This is a genomic window from Bradyrhizobium sp. F1.4.3 (assembly GCF_040548375.1).
Taxonomy (GTDB): Bacteria; Pseudomonadota; Alphaproteobacteria; order Rhizobiales; family Xanthobacteraceae; genus Bradyrhizobium.
The window spans coordinates 604,259-619,295 of the sequence record NZ_JBEPRN010000002.1; the positions used below are offsets into that span (position 1 = coordinate 604,259).

The following is a 15,037-nucleotide window of genomic DNA, read 5'->3' on the forward strand; positions in this document are numbered from 1 at the left end:
GACATCGCGCTTTAGGTGTCAGGCTTCCGTCTGCGTCGCGGGCTTTGCGGCGGGCTTCTTGCGGGATTCGAGCCAATTCTCGAAGCGCTGCACCACCACGAAGAAGGCCGGCACGAACAGCACCGCGAGGCAGGTCGAGGCCAGCATCCCCGAGAACACCGTGATGCCGATCGACTTGCGGGCGCTGGCGCCGGCGCCGGTCGCGATCACCAGCGGCACCATGCCGAGGATGAACGCGAACGACGTCATCAGGATCGGGCGGAAGCGGGCGCGCGCCGCCTCGATCGCGGATTCCAGCACCGGCTTGCCGTCGCGACCGTGAAGCTCGAGCCCGACCTCGACGATCAGGATGGCGTTCTTGGCCGATAGCGCGATCAGCAGGATCAGGCCGATCTGGCAATACAGGTTGTTGTCGATCTTCAGCGCGTTGAGGACCAGCATCGGCCCGATCAGCGACAGCGGCACCGCGAGGATCACCGAGATCGGCGCATACCAGCTCTCGTACTGGCCGGCGAGCACGAGATAGACCAGCAGCATGGCGAGCCCGAACACCCAGTAGATCTGGTTCGAGACCGCCTTCTCCTGGTAGGACATCGCGGTCCATTCGAAGCCCGCGCCGGGCGGCAGCGTCTTGTCAGCGACCTCCTCCATCAGCTTCAGCGACTGGCCGGACGAGTAGCCTTGCGCCGGCAGGCCGACTATGGTCGACGAGGGATAGAGATTGTAGAGGCTGATCAGCGAGGGACCGGTGACCGGCGTGATCTTGGCGATGGTGCCGATCGGGATCATGTCGCCATTCTGGTTGCGCACCATCATGTTGGCGATGTCGCGCTCGGTGACGCGGAACGACGGATCGGCCTGCGTGTAGACCTGGAAGACGCGGCCGAACTTGTTGAACTGGTTGACATAGGACGAGCCGAGATAGGTCGACAGCGCCGAGAACACCGCGTCCGTCGTCACCTGCAGCGTCTGGGTCTTGACGCGGTCGATCTCGACGTTGAATTGCGGCACCGACGAGCGGAACGAGGACGACACGCGTTGCAGCGCGCTCTGGCTCTGCGCGTTGCTGACCATCGCCCCGGTGATCGCCTGGAGCTTCGCGAAATCGCTGTTGCCGTCGCGCAGCTCGACCTGCATGGAGAAGCCGGCCGTGTTGCCGATGCCCTGGATCGCCGGCGGCGGCAGCACCAGCGTGCGCGCCTCCATGATGGTCGCGACCTTATCGTTCAGCCCGTACACCAGCGATCGCAGATCCTCGCCTTTGCCGCGTGCCTCCCAATCCTTCAGGATGATGAAGGCGACGCCGGCATTGGCGAGGCTCGCGCTGTTGTCGAGCGCCGAGATGCCGGCAACCGTGATGACCTGCTGGACGCCCGGCGTCTCCTTGATGAGCTCGCTCGCCCTGTCGAGCACCTTCTGGGTTCGCTCGAGCGAGGCGCCGTCGGGCAGTTGCACGGCGGCGATCAGATAGCCCTGGTCCTCGATCGGAAGGAAGCCGGTCGGCACCCGGGACAGGCCGTAGCCGCCGATCCCGATCAGGACCAGTGCAAACGCGACCGAAACCGTGGCGTGCCTGACCAGGAAGCCGATCAGCCGGATGTAGCCCCGTTCGACCCGGTTATAGACGGCGTTGAAGCCGCGGTAGAAGAAGTTGCGCTGCTCCGGCGGCACCGCCGGCCGCAGCCAGAGCGCGCATTGTGTCGGCTTCAGCGTCGCGGCGTTGATGGCGCTGAGCAGCGCGGTCGCGGCGATCACCAGCGCGAACTGCGAATAGATGCGCCCCGTGAGGCCGGCGAGGAACGATGCCGGCAAAAACACCGAGATCAGCACCAGCGTGATGCCGACGATCGGCGCGAACAGCTGGTCCATCGCCTTGATCGCGGCGTCGTGGCCGTTCATGCCCTGCTCGATGTTGTGCGCGGCGCCTTCCACCACGACGATCGCGTCGTCGACGACGATGCCGATCGCGAGCACGATCGCAAACAGCGTCGACATGTTGATGGTGAAGCCGAGCGCCGCCATTGCGGCGAACGCGCCGATAATGGTCACCGGCACCGTGGTCGCCGGCACCAGCATTGCGCGCCAGTCTTGCAGGAACACCAGGATCACGACCAGCACGAGCAGGCCGGCCTCGATCAGCGTCATGTAGACCTCATGCACCGCGGCCTGCACGAACTTCGTGGTGTCGAACGGCGTGTCGTATTTCATGCCCTGAGGGAAGGTCTTTGCCAGCTCCGCCATCTTTTTCTCGACGGCCTGCTCGACCTGGAGCGCGTTGGCGCCGGGCGATTGGAATATGGCGATGCCGGTGGAGGGCTGCCTGTTGAGCGAGAAGATCTGGCTGTAAGTCTGCGCGCCGAGCTCGACCCAACCGACGTCGCGCAGGCGCGTGACGTCGCCGCTGGTGCCGGTCTTGACGATGATGTTCTCGAACTGGCTGGTGTCGTCGAGCCGGCCGTTGACGTTGAGCGTGTACTGGAACGCCTGACCCGGCGGCGTCGGCGGCGCGCCGACCTGGCCGGCCGAGACCTGCTGGCTCTGCTGCTGGATCGCCTGGATGACATCCTGCGGCACCAGTCCGCGCACCTGGAGCTTGTTCGGATCGAGCCAGACCCGCATCGAATACTGACCGGCGCCGAACACCGTGACATTGCCGACGCCGGGCTGGCGGGACAGCTCGTCGCGGAGGTTGATAGTGGCGTAGTTGCTTAAGTACAGACTGTCGAATGTGGAGTCCGGCGAGGTCAGCGTCACGAACAGAAGGATCGAGGTCGACTGCTTCTGCACGGTGACGCCCTGGTTCTGTACGGACGCCGGCAATTGCGACAGCGCGCTGGAGACGCGGTTCTGCACCAGCACCTGAGCGAAGTTGAGGTCGGTGCCGATCTTGAAGGTCACGGTCAGCGTATAGGTGCCGTCGGAGCCGCTGTAGGACTGCATGTAGAGCATGTCCTCGACGCCGTTGACCTGTTGCTCGATCGGCAAGGCAACCGTGTCGATCACGGTCTTGGCGCTGGCGCCGGGATAGCGCGTGGTGACCTGCACCGTCGGCGGCACCACGTCCGGATATTGCGCGATCGCGAGATTGAACAGCGCCACGCCACCGATCAGGATCATCAGGAGCGCGATGACGTTCGAGAGAACAGGCCGCTCGATGAAGAATTTTGAGATCATGGCCGGTGGCTCCTACTTGGCAGACGCCTGTGGCTGGCCGATCTTCGTGACTTGCGGATCGACCTTCTGGCCCGGGATCACCCGCAACAGCCCTGCGGTGACGACGCGGTCGTCCGGCTTCAGGCCGCCTTCGATCACGCGTAGGCCGTTGTCGACGGGGCCGATCTGCACCTTGCGCTGTTCGACCGTGTTGTCGCCGTTGACCACCAGGAGATAGCGGCCGCCCTGGTCGCTGCCGAGCGCGGTGTCGGGGACGAGCAGTGCATCCTTCTCCTGAGTGAACGGCACACGGACGCGGACGAAATAGCCGGGCAGCAGCACCCGCGTGTCATTGGGCACCAGGCCGCGCACCGCGAGCGTACCGGTCGACTGGTTGAGCGTCGGCGCGACGTAGTCGAGCTTGCCCTCATGCGGATAGCCGGTCTCGGTCTGCAAGCCAATCTCGATCGGAAACTGCTTGAGGTCGGCGGCGGTCAGTCCGCGGCGCTGCGCCTCGGCGCGAATGCGCAGCACGTCCTGCTCGTTGACGGTGAAGTTCACCCAGATCGGGTCCATCGCAACGATGGTCGCAAGCTGGGTCGGGGAGGAAACGCCGACGAGCTCGCCGATCGAGACCATGTGCGCGCTGACGATGCCGTCGAATGGTGCCACCACCTTGGTGTAGCCGTAATTGACTTCGGCGATCCGCGTGTTGGCCTGCGCCTGCTGGAGGGTGGCCTGCGCGTTGTCTCGGTTGGCGGTCGAGGTGTCCAGCGTTGCTTGCGAGACCGCCTGCCGTTGCACCAGATCGACCTGCCGCTTGAAGTCGGTTTCCGCCTGCTTGAGGGAAGCCTGCGCGCCGGCCTCGGCGGCCTGCGCCTGATCGAGCTTGAGCTTGTAGGTCTCGGGCTCGATCGTGAACAGCTGGGTGCCCTGCTTGACGAAAGTGCCGTCCGTGTAGTCGATCGATTGCAGGAAGCCCTGAACGCGCGCCACGAGATCGACGCTCTTGATCGGCGCGGTGTTGCCGGTGGCCTCGACATAGCGCGTCACCGCGCGCTGCACCGGCGTGGCGACGTCCACCTTGGGCGGCGGCGGGGCCACGAACGCGTTCTTTTCCTCGCAGCCGGCGAGTACGGCGACGGCCGCCACCGCGGCCAGCGTCCGCCCGATCTGTCTCCACGCTCCATTTCGATGTGCGGGACGAGCGAGATTTGCGCAGATCATTCGGTGGCTCCCGATTGCTGTCTGTCGGTGCGACAGGCTAGCAACAAATGTCCGGCCGCGAAACACCATAGCCATGGCAGTCACGCCCCTTGCACTGCAAACAGCGGCGTGCCTTCGACAGTTTTCGCTTTTCACCGCGCGCAGGATCGACCAGAATTGTGTCAAAGGCGGCGCGATGGGCGTGAGGCTCGCGGAAAGAAGCAGACAAGAAGAAACGTGAGGAGAACATGACATGCCAACTCCATTCTGGTCGGCCTGCGCCGGCCTCGTCCTCGCAGCGGCGGTCGCCATGCCCGCGCTAGCCGATGGCCTGAAGGACGACATCGCGCCGACCGGCAAATTGAGGGTCGCGATCGCGATCAGCCCGGCGGGCGGCGCGTTCTGGTCGACCAAGACGGAAGCCGGCTATGCCGGCGTTCCCGTCGATCTCGGCAAGGCGATGGCCGCCCAGCTCGGCGTCCCCGTCGAATATGTCGTGCACCAGAATTCCGGACAGATCACCGATGCGGCCGGCAAGAACACCTGGGACGTCACCTGGCTGCCCAAGGATCCCGAGCGCGAGACCAGGATGATGTTCGGCCCGATCTACGAGGTCGCGGACGCCACCTACATCGTCAAGGCCGGTTCGAACGTCACCAATTTTGCTACGCTTGACCAGCCCGGCATCAAGGTCGCGGCCGTCAACGCCACCACCACCATGCGCGGCGCCGTTGCGCATCTGAAGAATGCGAAAGTCACGGGCTATCAGACCTATGACGAGATATTCGGTCTATTGAAGGGCGGCGAGATCGACGCCTTCGCGCTGTCGCGCGACCAGCTCAACAAGATGGCGCAGAAGATTCCGGGCGCGCGCGTGCTGGACGAGACGTTCAAGAAGACCGTCACCGCGGTCGCAGTGCCGCTCGGCCATCAACAGGCACTGACCTTTGTCGCAAAATTTATGAACGAGGCGGTGACGAACGGCACGTTGCGCAGGGCCTACGATGCCAACGGCCTGAAGGATGCACCGATCCGGACGGAGTAGCGGCGGCGTCGGCTCCATGACAAGAGAGATTGAAATTCGCGCCTTCTCGGCGCCTGATGCAGCAGCCGTGCGCGAGCTGTTCATTCAGGTGAATCGTTTGTTGGCGCCAGAGCACATGGTGGAGGCATTTGAAAGCTACATCGCCCGCTCGCTCGCCGAAGAGATCGATCGGCTCGCCGATTATTATTCAAGCCGGAACGGCGGCTTCTGGGTCGCTGTTGATGACGACGAGATCGTCGGGATGTTCGGTCTGGAGGCGTCAGGCGAGCACGCGATGGAGTTGCGGCGGATGTACGTCGCTCCCGGCTTGCGGCGCGCGGGAATTGGGCAACAGATGCTGGCGTTCGCGGAGCATGAATGCCGCCGGCGCAATCGGCTGCGACTGCAGCTGAGTACCTCGGAGCTTCAGAAGGACGCGCTGGCGCTATATAGAAACGCGGGATACGAAAGCATACGCGAAGAGATTGCCGATGCCGCCAGCAACAAGACCGTAGGCGGGGGCGTTCGTCGCTACCATTTCGCCAAGTCGCTTTGACAGCCCTTCCTAGCTCCGTGCTTGCTATTTCGTCATGTGGTGCCGGACTCCGCGGTGGCGGCAGGAGGCCGCGTGCCACGACGAGCGGGATCTTGCGCAAGGCCTATGACAATAACGTCCGGAAGGACACGCCGATCCGGACGGAGTAGGGCAGGCCTTACGGCTCCGCGGTGCGAATCCCGGCGGGGCTCACTTGCATCTTGAGCGTAGCGGTCCTGTTCAGCGTCTTGCCGTCGAACGAGAAGGCGATGAGCTCGCTTTCGACCATGCATTGGGTCAGGAGATATTTGGAGTCCTTCGACCACACCATGCCCTGGCACCAATGACCGATCTTCGCGTCCGCCACCGGCGTGAGCTCGGTGCCCGAAATCCTGTAGACCTTCAGCAGTCCGAAATCATTGAAGAAGGGCGAGGCCGAGGGCTTGTTCGAGCCGTTCATGACGGTCACCGCGACATAATTGCCGTCCGGCGACATCTTCACGCCTTCGGGCGTCTGCCCCACGCTGACCGTCGTGACGACGCGGATCGGCTTTGCGGTCATGTCGATCAGGCTGATCGTGTCTGTGTCGCCGCCGCTGGCGCCGACATTGCCGACGATTGCTGCGGCACTGCCGGTGAGATCGATGTCGTAGGGACGCACGCCGGAATAGAGGTCGCGCTTGGCGTACTCCACTTTGCTCCCGTCGACCGTCAGCAGCGAGATCCGGCTGTCTCCGTCGCGGGTGACCAGGGCGGTCGCGCCGTCGTGGGAGAAGACGGCGTGGCTCGGGCCGGATTTGGCGTCGCCGAGCTGGATCTTGCCCGCCGGCGTCAGCGCGTTGCCGCTGATGGTGAAGACCGAGACCGTACCTTCACTACGGTTGGCAACCAGCGCCAACGTCGCGGCACGGTTGATCGACACGCCGGCCGCGCCTGCGCCGGCCTGAAGCGTCGCGAGCACTTTCGGCGGAGGAGATTTCAGGTCGATGACCGAGAGCTTGTCATCGGGCAGGGTCTTGGTTGCGTCAGCCGGATCGACCTTCATGGCGCCCGTGACAAGTGCGAACGCGCCATCCGGTGCAATCGCCACGCTTGGCGGCGGGCCGACGACACTCGCCGGGGCCGGCACCTCGGCGAGCACCTTCAGCGCGCCGTCGGTGAAATCGATGACGCTGACCGTGTCCGGCAGCGCCTGCTTGCGCACCACGGCATTGCCGTTCTCCAGCACCATCTTGCCGTCATTGGCGGTGACGACGATCTCGGCATGAGCGGCGAAATTTGCCAGGCCGGCCAAGGACGTTGCGACCAGAGCTGATGTGGCGCGGCGTGTGCGCATGCGAAGAGCGGCTCTCATGTTTCCCCCGTAAGGCTTGTTTTTGTTTGGCGAAGTTAAAGGCAACCGGGCGCATGACGCAACAATTTGGCGGCAATCATTTTTTGCGTTTACGCATGGAATAAATGCATAGGACGTCTCCTGGCGAGGATGCCGCCGCCCGGCAGAGCGCGTTTGTAAAAATTTCTGTCCGAACAACTGCGCAGAGTGTCTCTTGCGTCAAACTGACACAGCTCTGTCAAATGTGATCGCTAGGGTTGCGGCGTCACTCCTTCGGGGCAAACAGAGATGAAATCCAGATTTTTGACGACGGCTGCGATTTTCGCGGCCGCGACTGCACTTGCATGCGCGATGCCGGTCCTCGCGGACGATTTCGGTCGGGACCGCGGTCACGACCAGGATCATGACCACGATCGCGACCATCACCGTCATCCGCATGACATCCGCACCGAGACGCCGATCAAGCATCTCGTGGTGATCTTCAACGAGAACCGCTCGTTCGATCATTACTTTGCGACCTATCCCAACGCGGCCAACCCGTCGGGCTCGATTCCCTTCGTGCCGAAGCCGCATACGCCGAAGGTGAACAACCTCATCAACGCCAATCTGCTGGTGAACAACCCGAACAACAATGCGGCCAACGGCACCGGCGCGACGGATCCATTCCGTCTCGACCGCACCCAGGCCAATACGCGCTCGCAGAACCATTCCTACACGCCCGAGCAGCAGGCCGTCGACAACGGCAAGGAAGACCTGTTCCCGAAATTTACCGGCCGCGGTACCGCCGGCGGTGCCGGCGCCTTCGGCACCAACGGCCAGGTGATGGGCTATTTCGACGGCAACACCGTCACGGCCTTCTGGAACTACGCCCAGCACTTCGCCATGAGCGACAACAACTGGACCGACACCTTCGGTCCGTCGACGCCCGGCATGCTCGAGGTGATCTCCGGCCAGACCAATGGCGTGCAGAACATCATCGGCACGTCGTCGTCGGTCGCCGATGGCCAGGGCGGGCTGACGCTGATCGGCGACACCGATCCGGGCAACGACGCGTGCTCGAGCACGACCAGCACCATGCTGATGGCCGGCAAGAACATCGGCGACCTGCTCAACGACGAGCACATCAGCTGGGGCAGCTTCATGGGCGGCTTCGATACCACGCTCAAGAACGCCAACGGCACCACCGGCTGCGGCCGCAGCACGTTCTCGAGCAATGTCAACGGCACCATCGTCGACTACATCCCGCACCACGCCTGGTTCCAGTACTACAAGTCGACCGCCAACCCGACCCATGCGCGGCCGAGCTCGGTTCACGCGATCGGCCATACCTACGCGATGGACGGCAAGACCGTCGATCCGGCTAACCATGGCTACGATCTCGAGGACTTCTACGCTGCGGTGAAGGCGGGCGATTTCCCGGCCGTCTCCTACATCAAGATGCCGGCCTTCCAGGACGGTCATGCTGGCAACTCCGATCCGCTCGACGAGCAGGCCGGCAATGTCGAGCTGATCAACTTTCTGCAGAAGCAGCCGGAGTGGCGCGAGACCGCCGTCATCATCACCTATGACGACTCCGACGGCTGGTACGACCACCAGTACGTTGCGCCGAAGAGCGCGTCCTACGATCCGACCGCCGATCAGGTCAATGGTCCGGGCCTGTGTGGCCTCGGTCCGCAGAAGCAGCGGGCGCCGAAGGGCCTCAGCGGCCAGCCAGTGAACGGCCGTTGCGGACCGGGCACGCGCGTGCCCTTCATCCTGGTCTCGCCCTACGCCAAGACGAACTTCGTCAGCCACACCTACATCACGCAGGCGTCCGTGGTGAGGTTCATCGAGGACAACTGGCTGCGCGGCCAGCGTCTCGGCGGCGGCTCGTTCGATGCCACGACCGGATCGATCATGGACCTGTTCGACTTCGATCGGGATCACAGCCATGACTTCCGGACCGATGCGCTGTTCCTCGATCCGACCTCCGGCACGGTGATCGTCAACCCGCCGGACGAACATCACCACCACTAGTCCAACGGTACGCTTTATGAACAGCCGCACTCTGTGGCTTCTCGGCGCCGGCCTGCTTTGTCTGGCTGGCGCCGTCTTTGCTGTCGAGACCCAAGGATCTGCGGAGGCAAATCCGACGGGCGCGAATCCTAATCCGGTCCGGCTCATGCGTCCGCCCGTCGCTCCGCTGTCCGCGATGGCGCAGCTCGGCAAGCAGATCTTCTACGACGCGTCGCTGTCTTCCTCCGGCACGTTATCTTGCGCGTCCTGTCACAGCCCTGATCACGCCTATGGCCCATCCAACGACGGACCGGTCATGCTCGGCGGTGCAAATTTGTCGCGACAAGGCGCGCGCGCTGTTCCGTCGCTGACTTATCTGGAGCGCCAGCCGAATTTCAGCATCGGCCCCGACAAGGGCGACGACGACAATATCATCGACCTTGCGCAGATGGCGGCAATCGGCCAGCAGGCCGCGCGCACAACGAAAACTGCGGGTGGAAACGCCGCGTCGGCGCAAAACATCGTGCCGCAGGGCGGCCTGTTCTGGGACGGCCGCGCCGACACGCTTCAGGATCAGGCGCTGTTCCCGCTGCTCGATCCCAACGAGATGGGCGGCGGCAGCGCGGAGATCGTCGCGGACAAGCTGCGCCACGCGCCTTATGCCAACCGCTTCGTGGAGTTGTTCGGGGCCGGCGTCCTTAAAAATCAGCGACTCCTGATCGCGGAAGCGATGTTTGCCGTCGCACGCTACCAGGTGGAGGAGCCGAGCTTCCATCCCTACACCAGCAAGTACGACTACTGGCTCGAGGGCAAGGCGCGGCTCTCCGAGAACGAGCTGCGCGGCCTGCAATTGTTCAACGATCCCGACAAGGCCAATTGCGCCGGCTGTCACACCTCGGCGCCGACCCGCGACGGCCTGCCGCCACTCTTCACCGACCACCAATACGAAGCGCTCGGCGCGCCGCGCAATGCCACGCTCGCCGGCAACCGCGATCCGAATTACTTCGACCTCGGCGTCTGCGGCCCGCATCGCACCGACATCCCCGAGCAGACGCAATATTGCGGCATGTTCCTGACGCCGACGCTGCGCAATACGGCGACCCGCCGCGCCTTCTTCCACAACGGCGTCTTCCGCAGCCTCGAGCAGGTGCTCGATTTCTATAATTTCCGCGACACCAACCCGGAAAAATTGTTTCCGCGCGCTGCGGACGGCACGGCGCAGAAGTACGACGACCTGCCGCAAAAATATCACGCCAACGTCGATGTCAGCGATCCGCCCTTCGATCGCCGCCTCGGCGATACGCCGGCGATGACGGCGCAGGACGAAGCCGACATCATCGCGTTCCTGAAGACGCTGACGGACGGCTACAACCCGGAGAACTAGAAGGGGCGTCCAGCCACGGCGTTGGCGCCGCCTTGCCCTCTTAGCGCGGCTTGATCTCGGCGTATTTCGCCATCGCCTTCTCGAACTTCCGCTTGAACAGCCACATCGCGCCGAGAATGTCGCGGAAGCTCGCCGAGCTTCGCGCCCGGTCGGCCTGCCCGAAGGCGAAGACGCTGTTGTTGCGCAAGTGTTTCATGATCGTCGGATTCGACACCCTGTAGCCGAGCAGGTCGCCCGATTTGAGTGCGGACCGCGTCGGCGTCGGGATAATCTGGATCAGCTCGAACAGCTTCATCTGGTCGATCGGATCGGGCAGCGTCTTCACGATCGCGGGGATCTCGGCAAACAGCTCCGCATGCGCGTTCATGAGGCCGTCGCGCACGTTGGTCCAGTGGTTGAAGCGGTGATCGGTGCCGCGGGCCCGCGCTTCCTCCTTGTCGTCGCGCGCATTCAGTTCGGGATCGGCCGCCGCAATCGTGGCCTTGATGGCCTCCCATTTCCTGCGGCCGTTCCGGTCCTCGGACGGATCGGTCTGGAGGCTGCCCATATAGGTGTTCGAGCGCCCGTTGCGGACGTTCTGCTTGCCGTTGGTCTCCGCAAAGAACAGCCCCAGACTGATGCGGCCGGCTGCGTCGGCGTGAATCGGTGCAAGCCCCTTGGCGCGTGCAATCGCTGCGGCGAGATCGACGACGTCCTTGAACGGCGTCGCCGAGGCTTGCGCGCCCGCGGGCGGCGCCTCCATGATCTCGAACAGTCTTGCGTATTCGTCGACCAGCGGTTCGATCTCGGCATCGAAATAGGCCGGCGGAATTTCGAACTTGTTGGGCTTTCCGATCCTGGACGGCATGGCGTCCGTCAGATCCTTGTATGTGCTGATCACCGCGACGCGTGCAAGATAAAGCGCCTGGCCCGGCAGGTTCGGCAGCGGCTGCTTCGCCTCGATCTGGCCGCGGCGCTCGGCAAGGATGGATTTGAAATCGCCGAGCGCGCGATCGTAGGCGGCGATCACATCCGATTGCTTCGCCGTGAGTGCTTGCGCCTGGCTCAGGGCGGGCGATGCGAGGATCAGCCCAAGCCCCGCTATGGCTGCGATGGCATGACGTGCGCGCATGGCCGGTTCCCCCAACGATTCGTCGGTCAGGGGATCGTAAGCGTCAGACGCGAAGGCTGGCGAGATGAAATCTGATCCGCCCGCCTAGTCGTTGGCCTCCGGTGGCAGGAAGTCGACCTCGTGCAGGGCCGAGATGCGGACGACCTCGGCGGGGTCGGTCAGATTGTCGAGCTGGCTGAACAGCGCCTCCAGCTTCTGCATCGGAGAGACCCAGAACAGCGCGCGGGCCGGTTTGTCGGATTTGTTGAAATAGCCGTGCGGGATGCCGCGCGGCAGGCGCACGAGGTCGCCGGCATGGGCCTTGACCCATTGGCCGTCGAGCTTGAGGTCGAGCGTTCCTTCCTGCACCAGGATGAATTCGTCCTGGGTCGGATGGATGTGCACCGGCACGAACTGGCCAGGCTCGCTGTTGGTCTCGAATGCGAAGGTGGATTCGGTGACGGCCTTTGGGAAATAGACCTGGCCCAGGATGTTCCAGCTCTTGCCGCCATAGCCCGTGCCAACAGCGGTAATGCCCTTTTCGAGTGCAGTCATGGCTCGCCTCCAATGCGATGTCCGGCTGGGTCGGAGTTTTGCGCAGCTGCCGGGCACTGTCCATCCGTCAGACTTGCGCTAACGACCGTCGCGATCGGACGTCTGCCTGCGCAAGAAGCCCTCGACTTCCGCCTGCACCGAATACGGCGTCGGGATCGGGTCGCCAGCGGAATCGACGGCGGTGTCGAGGGAGCGGCGCAGCATGCGCGCCAGCTCGGCCTTGCGGTAGGGCTTTGTCAGAAGCGGCGCGCCCGCTGTGGCGCGGCCCTGCGCGTGCAGCGAGTCGTAGGCATAGCCCGATGTGAACAGCACCCGCAGCGAGGGCCGCGCAGCCACCATTTGCTCGGCGAGTTCCCGCCCGTTGATTCCGCCGGCCATCACGATGTCGGTGAAGAGCAGGTCGAACGGCATGCCTTCGGCAGCCAAGGCGAGCGCTTCGGTCGCGTTGGCGGCGGGGATAACCTTGTAGCCGAGGCTTTCGAGCTGAACGGTGACGTATTGGCGGACGTCGCGATCGTCCTCGACGCAGAGGATGGTCTCCGTCCCGCCCACGACCTTGCGCTCGTCATAGCCTGCGGGGCGAAGCGTGCTGGTCTCCGCCTTCGGCAGGTAGATCGTGAATGTCGTGCCGCGGCCTTCCCTGGAATCGACCTTGATGCCGCCGCCGGATTGCTTGACGAAACCGAACACCATGCTGAGCCCGAGCCCCGTGCCCTTGCCGACCTCCTTGGTCGAGAAGAACGGATCGAAGATCCGCTCGATGATGGCTTGCGGCATACCGGTGCCGTTGTCGGCGATCTCGATCTCGACATAGTCGCCGGCATAGCCGGCGCCGACTGCGACGGCTTCGCGGACGCCGAACACGACATTGCGCGTCGTCAGCGTCAGCTTGCCGCCATCGGACATCGCGTCGCGGGCATTGATGGCGAGGTTGAGCAGCGCCGAGCAGAGTTGTCCGCGGTCGGCGAAGGCGAGCCAGATGTTGCCGTCGAGCCTCGTCACGATCTCGATCTTCTTGTCGAAGGTCGCCAGCAGCAGTCTCGCGAGCTCTTCAAGCAGTTCGTTGACGTCGATCTCGGCCGGCTGGAGCGCCTGCTTTCGCGCAAAGGAGAGCAGGCTCGATGTCAGCGCGGCGCCGCGATCCGCCGCCTCGCTGATCAGCTTGGTGATAGTCGCGAGCGGCGGGTTGTCCTTCACGGCATCGGCGAGGATCTCGATCGTGCCCGTGATCACCGTGAGCATGTTGTTGAATTCGTGCGCGATGCCGCCGGTGAGCTGGCCGACCGCCTCCATCTTCTGGGACTGGATCAGCTGCTCCTCGGCGGCGCGCTTCCGGGTGACGTCCTTGACGAAATTGTTGATGATGGTGCGCCCGCCGAGCCGCAGCGCCGTGCTCGACGCCTCGATCAGGATCTCGTCGCCGTTCCGGTGCTGCAAGCTCGCTTCGAAGCGGATGCCGATCGGCGTATCCGACAATTCCGGCAGGAGCCGCATCATGCGCTGCCGAAAACCGTCGCGGAGCGGTTCGGCGACGAGGAGGTCGACGACATCGGCGCCGATGGCCTCGTGCCGCGACCATCCGGTCAAAGCCTCGGCTTGAAAGCTCCATTCCAGGACGACGCCGTTCGCGTCGGTCTGAACGAAGGCATCGAGCGCGGTCTTGATGACGGCTTGCGTCATCTGGGCGCTATCCGCGATTGTCTTCGCCTGATCGGCGAGTTGCGCGGCAACGCGCTTGTCCTGTGACGCTTCGATGGCACGCGTGCAGAGGAGCGCGAGCAGCACCGCAACGACGGCGCTGACGAGCAGGGCGACGAGCTGGACCGTACCAAATCCGCGCGCGTGATCGCCGCTCACGACATAGGACGTCAGGAGAGCCACGGCGGTCACGACGAGCTGCGCGGCCATCGCGAGTGTCAGAAGCCTCCCGAGTTTCATGCTCTCACACCCAAGACGTCAGCCACGGACCGCCCTCGGCCGCCCCGTCGAGGAGTCCGGCATCATGTGAGCTACAGACTCACCGCGTTTCCGTCGAGGGTCAACTTCCGGCGGTGCCGGGCGGCGGCTTTTCCCAGACAGGAGGCCGGGCGCTTCAACCTACGGGCGAATCGGTCTGCCGCAGTGTCGTCACCCAGATCACGCGCGCCGCCTGCTGGGTCGGGTTGTCGAACATGTGCGGCACGATGCTCGGAAAGCGGAAGCTGTCACCGGCCTCGAGCAGATGGGCCTGGTTGTCGAGCCACAGCCGCAGGCTGCCGGACAGGATGTAGCCGGCCTTCTCGCCGGTGTGCTGCAGGAAGTCGGTGCCGGACGAGGCGCCGGGATTGAGCGTGAGCTCGTAGAGTTCGAGCTGCCCCTGGTCAGCCGGCGTCAGCGCTTCCTTGACCACGCCGCTGGCGGTGAGCCGCAGCAGGCGCCGGCTATTCTTGCGCACGATGTAGCGCGGCACGTCGGCGGGATCACTGGTCTCGAAGAAGTAGGAGATGGGAACGTCGAGCGCGATGCTGAGCAGGCGCAGCGTGCGTATCGACGGCATGGCGCGCGCGCGTTCGAGCTGGCTGATCATGCCGTTGGAGAGGCCGGTCTTGTTGGCGACGTCCTGGATCGAGAGGCCGGCGCGCTGCCGCAACAGGCGCACGGTCTCGCCGAGGCGCTGGTCGACCGCATCGTCGCTGTCAATCGTCGGGGCGTCCTTCGGAGCCTTCGTGTCGCCGCGACCATCCATGTCGCTCTCCCATGCATCATTTCGCCGCCGGACCACA

Annotated in this window: 11 protein-coding genes; 4 read left to right on the top strand and 7 right to left on the bottom strand. The window is 64.1% G+C overall.

The window, feature by feature from the left end; translation table 11 throughout:
• Positions 1 to 18 precede the first annotated feature (18 nt).
• Together ABIB73_RS10280 and ABIB73_RS10285 are read right to left on the bottom strand one after the other, a co-directional pair.
• On the bottom strand, positions 19 to 3,174 hold the full coding sequence (locus tag ABIB73_RS10280; protein ID WP_354223604.1) for an efflux RND transporter permease subunit: 3,156 nt from the start codon (positions 3,172 to 3,174) through the stop codon (positions 19 to 21).
• 12 nt (positions 3,175 to 3,186) lie between these two features.
• Positions 3,187 to 4,380 carry an efflux RND transporter periplasmic adaptor subunit gene (locus ABIB73_RS10285; RefSeq protein WP_354223606.1) on the bottom strand — a complete coding sequence of 398 codons (1,194 nt, stop codon included), beginning with the start codon at positions 4,378 to 4,380 and terminating at the stop codon, positions 3,187 to 3,189.
• A 232-nt stretch (positions 4,381 to 4,612) separates the two neighbouring features.
• On the opposite strand from ABIB73_RS10285, the gene ABIB73_RS10290 reads away from it, so the two are divergent.
• Both ABIB73_RS10290 and ABIB73_RS10295 read left to right on the top strand, forming a co-directional pair.
• Positions 4,613 to 5,404, top strand: coding sequence for an ABC transporter substrate-binding protein (locus tag ABIB73_RS10290; RefSeq protein ID WP_354223607.1), 792 nt, complete (start codon positions 4,613 to 4,615; stop codon positions 5,402 to 5,404).
• A gap of 16 nt (positions 5,405 to 5,420) precedes the next feature.
• The gene (locus tag ABIB73_RS10295; protein WP_354223608.1) at positions 5,421 to 5,939 is read left to right on the top strand and encodes a GNAT family N-acetyltransferase; all 519 of its coding nucleotides are present in this window, start codon (positions 5,421 to 5,423) and stop codon (positions 5,937 to 5,939) included.
• Positions 5,940 to 6,096: 157 nt separating this feature from the next.
• Here ABIB73_RS10295 and ABIB73_RS10300 read toward each other — a convergent pair whose 3' ends face one another.
• Positions 6,097 to 7,272, bottom strand: a complete 1,176-nt coding sequence (locus ABIB73_RS10300) for a beta-propeller fold lactonase family protein (protein WP_354223609.1) — start codon at positions 7,270 to 7,272, stop codon at positions 6,097 to 6,099.
• A gap of 267 nt (positions 7,273 to 7,539) precedes the next feature.
• On the opposite strand from ABIB73_RS10300, the gene ABIB73_RS10305 reads away from it, so the two are divergent.
• Complete coding sequence (locus ABIB73_RS10305) at positions 7,540 to 9,267, top strand: phospholipase C (protein ID WP_354223611.1); 1,728 nt, start codon at positions 7,540 to 7,542, stop codon at positions 9,265 to 9,267.
• 16 nt (positions 9,268 to 9,283) lie between these two features.
• A complete protein-coding gene (locus tag ABIB73_RS10310; RefSeq protein WP_354223613.1) occupies positions 9,284 to 10,630 on the top strand; it encodes a cytochrome-c peroxidase in 1,347 nt (448 codons plus the stop codon).
• Between the two features lie 40 nt (positions 10,631 to 10,670).
• Here ABIB73_RS10310 and ABIB73_RS10315 read toward each other — a convergent pair whose 3' ends face one another.
• The 4 genes from ABIB73_RS10315 to ABIB73_RS10330 form a co-directional block, all read right to left on the bottom strand.
• Positions 10,671 to 11,741 (bottom strand): hypothetical protein, encoded by a 1,071-nt coding sequence (locus ABIB73_RS10315; protein WP_354223615.1) that lies wholly within the window; start codon positions 11,739 to 11,741, stop codon positions 10,671 to 10,673.
• Between the two features lie 84 nt (positions 11,742 to 11,825).
• Positions 11,826 to 12,275 (bottom strand): cupin domain-containing protein, encoded by a 450-nt coding sequence (locus ABIB73_RS10320; RefSeq protein WP_354223617.1) that lies wholly within the window; start codon positions 12,273 to 12,275, stop codon positions 11,826 to 11,828.
• 78 nt (positions 12,276 to 12,353) lie between these two features.
• Positions 12,354 to 14,213: an ATP-binding protein gene (locus ABIB73_RS10325; protein ID WP_354223619.1), complete on the bottom strand. Its 1,860-nt coding sequence runs from the start codon at positions 14,211 to 14,213 to the stop codon at positions 12,354 to 12,356.
• A 154-nt stretch (positions 14,214 to 14,367) separates the two neighbouring features.
• Positions 14,368 to 15,000 (bottom strand): cupin domain-containing protein, encoded by a 633-nt coding sequence (locus ABIB73_RS10330; protein WP_354223621.1) that lies wholly within the window; start codon positions 14,998 to 15,000, stop codon positions 14,368 to 14,370.
• Positions 15,001 to 15,037: the final 37 nt, after the last annotated feature.

What these genes read in the sequence shown, in the direction of transcription:
- ABIB73_RS10295 (WP_354223608.1), top strand. Translation starts at nt 5,421, where the DNA reads ATGACAAGAGAGATTGAAATTCGCGCCTTCTCGGCGCCTGATGCAGCA.
- ABIB73_RS10290 (WP_354223607.1), top strand. Translation starts at nt 4,613, where the DNA reads ATGCCAACTCCATTCTGGTCGGCCTGCGCCGGCCTCGTCCTCGCAGCG.
- ABIB73_RS10300 (WP_354223609.1), bottom strand. Translation starts at nt 7,272, where the DNA reads ATGAGAGCCGCTCTTCGCATGCGCACACGCCGCGCCACATCAGCTCTG.
- ABIB73_RS10310 (WP_354223613.1), top strand. Translation starts at nt 9,284, where the DNA reads ATGAACAGCCGCACTCTGTGGCTTCTCGGCGCCGGCCTGCTTTGTCTG.
- ABIB73_RS10305 (WP_354223611.1), top strand. Translation starts at nt 7,540, where the DNA reads ATGAAATCCAGATTTTTGACGACGGCTGCGATTTTCGCGGCCGCGACT.
- ABIB73_RS10285 (WP_354223606.1), bottom strand. Translation starts at nt 4,380, where the DNA reads ATGATCTGCGCAAATCTCGCTCGTCCCGCACATCGAAATGGAGCGTGG.
- ABIB73_RS10330 (WP_354223621.1), bottom strand. Translation starts at nt 15,000, where the DNA reads ATGGATGGTCGCGGCGACACGAAGGCTCCGAAGGACGCCCCGACGATT.
- ABIB73_RS10325 (WP_354223619.1), bottom strand. Translation starts at nt 14,213, where the DNA reads ATGAAACTCGGGAGGCTTCTGACACTCGCGATGGCCGCGCAGCTCGTC.
- ABIB73_RS10315 (WP_354223615.1), bottom strand. Translation starts at nt 11,741, where the DNA reads ATGCGCGCACGTCATGCCATCGCAGCCATAGCGGGGCTTGGGCTGATC.
- ABIB73_RS10320 (WP_354223617.1), bottom strand. Translation starts at nt 12,275, where the DNA reads ATGACTGCACTCGAAAAGGGCATTACCGCTGTTGGCACGGGCTATGGC.
- ABIB73_RS10280 (WP_354223604.1), bottom strand. Translation starts at nt 3,174, where the DNA reads ATGATCTCAAAATTCTTCATCGAGCGGCCTGTTCTCTCGAACGTCATC.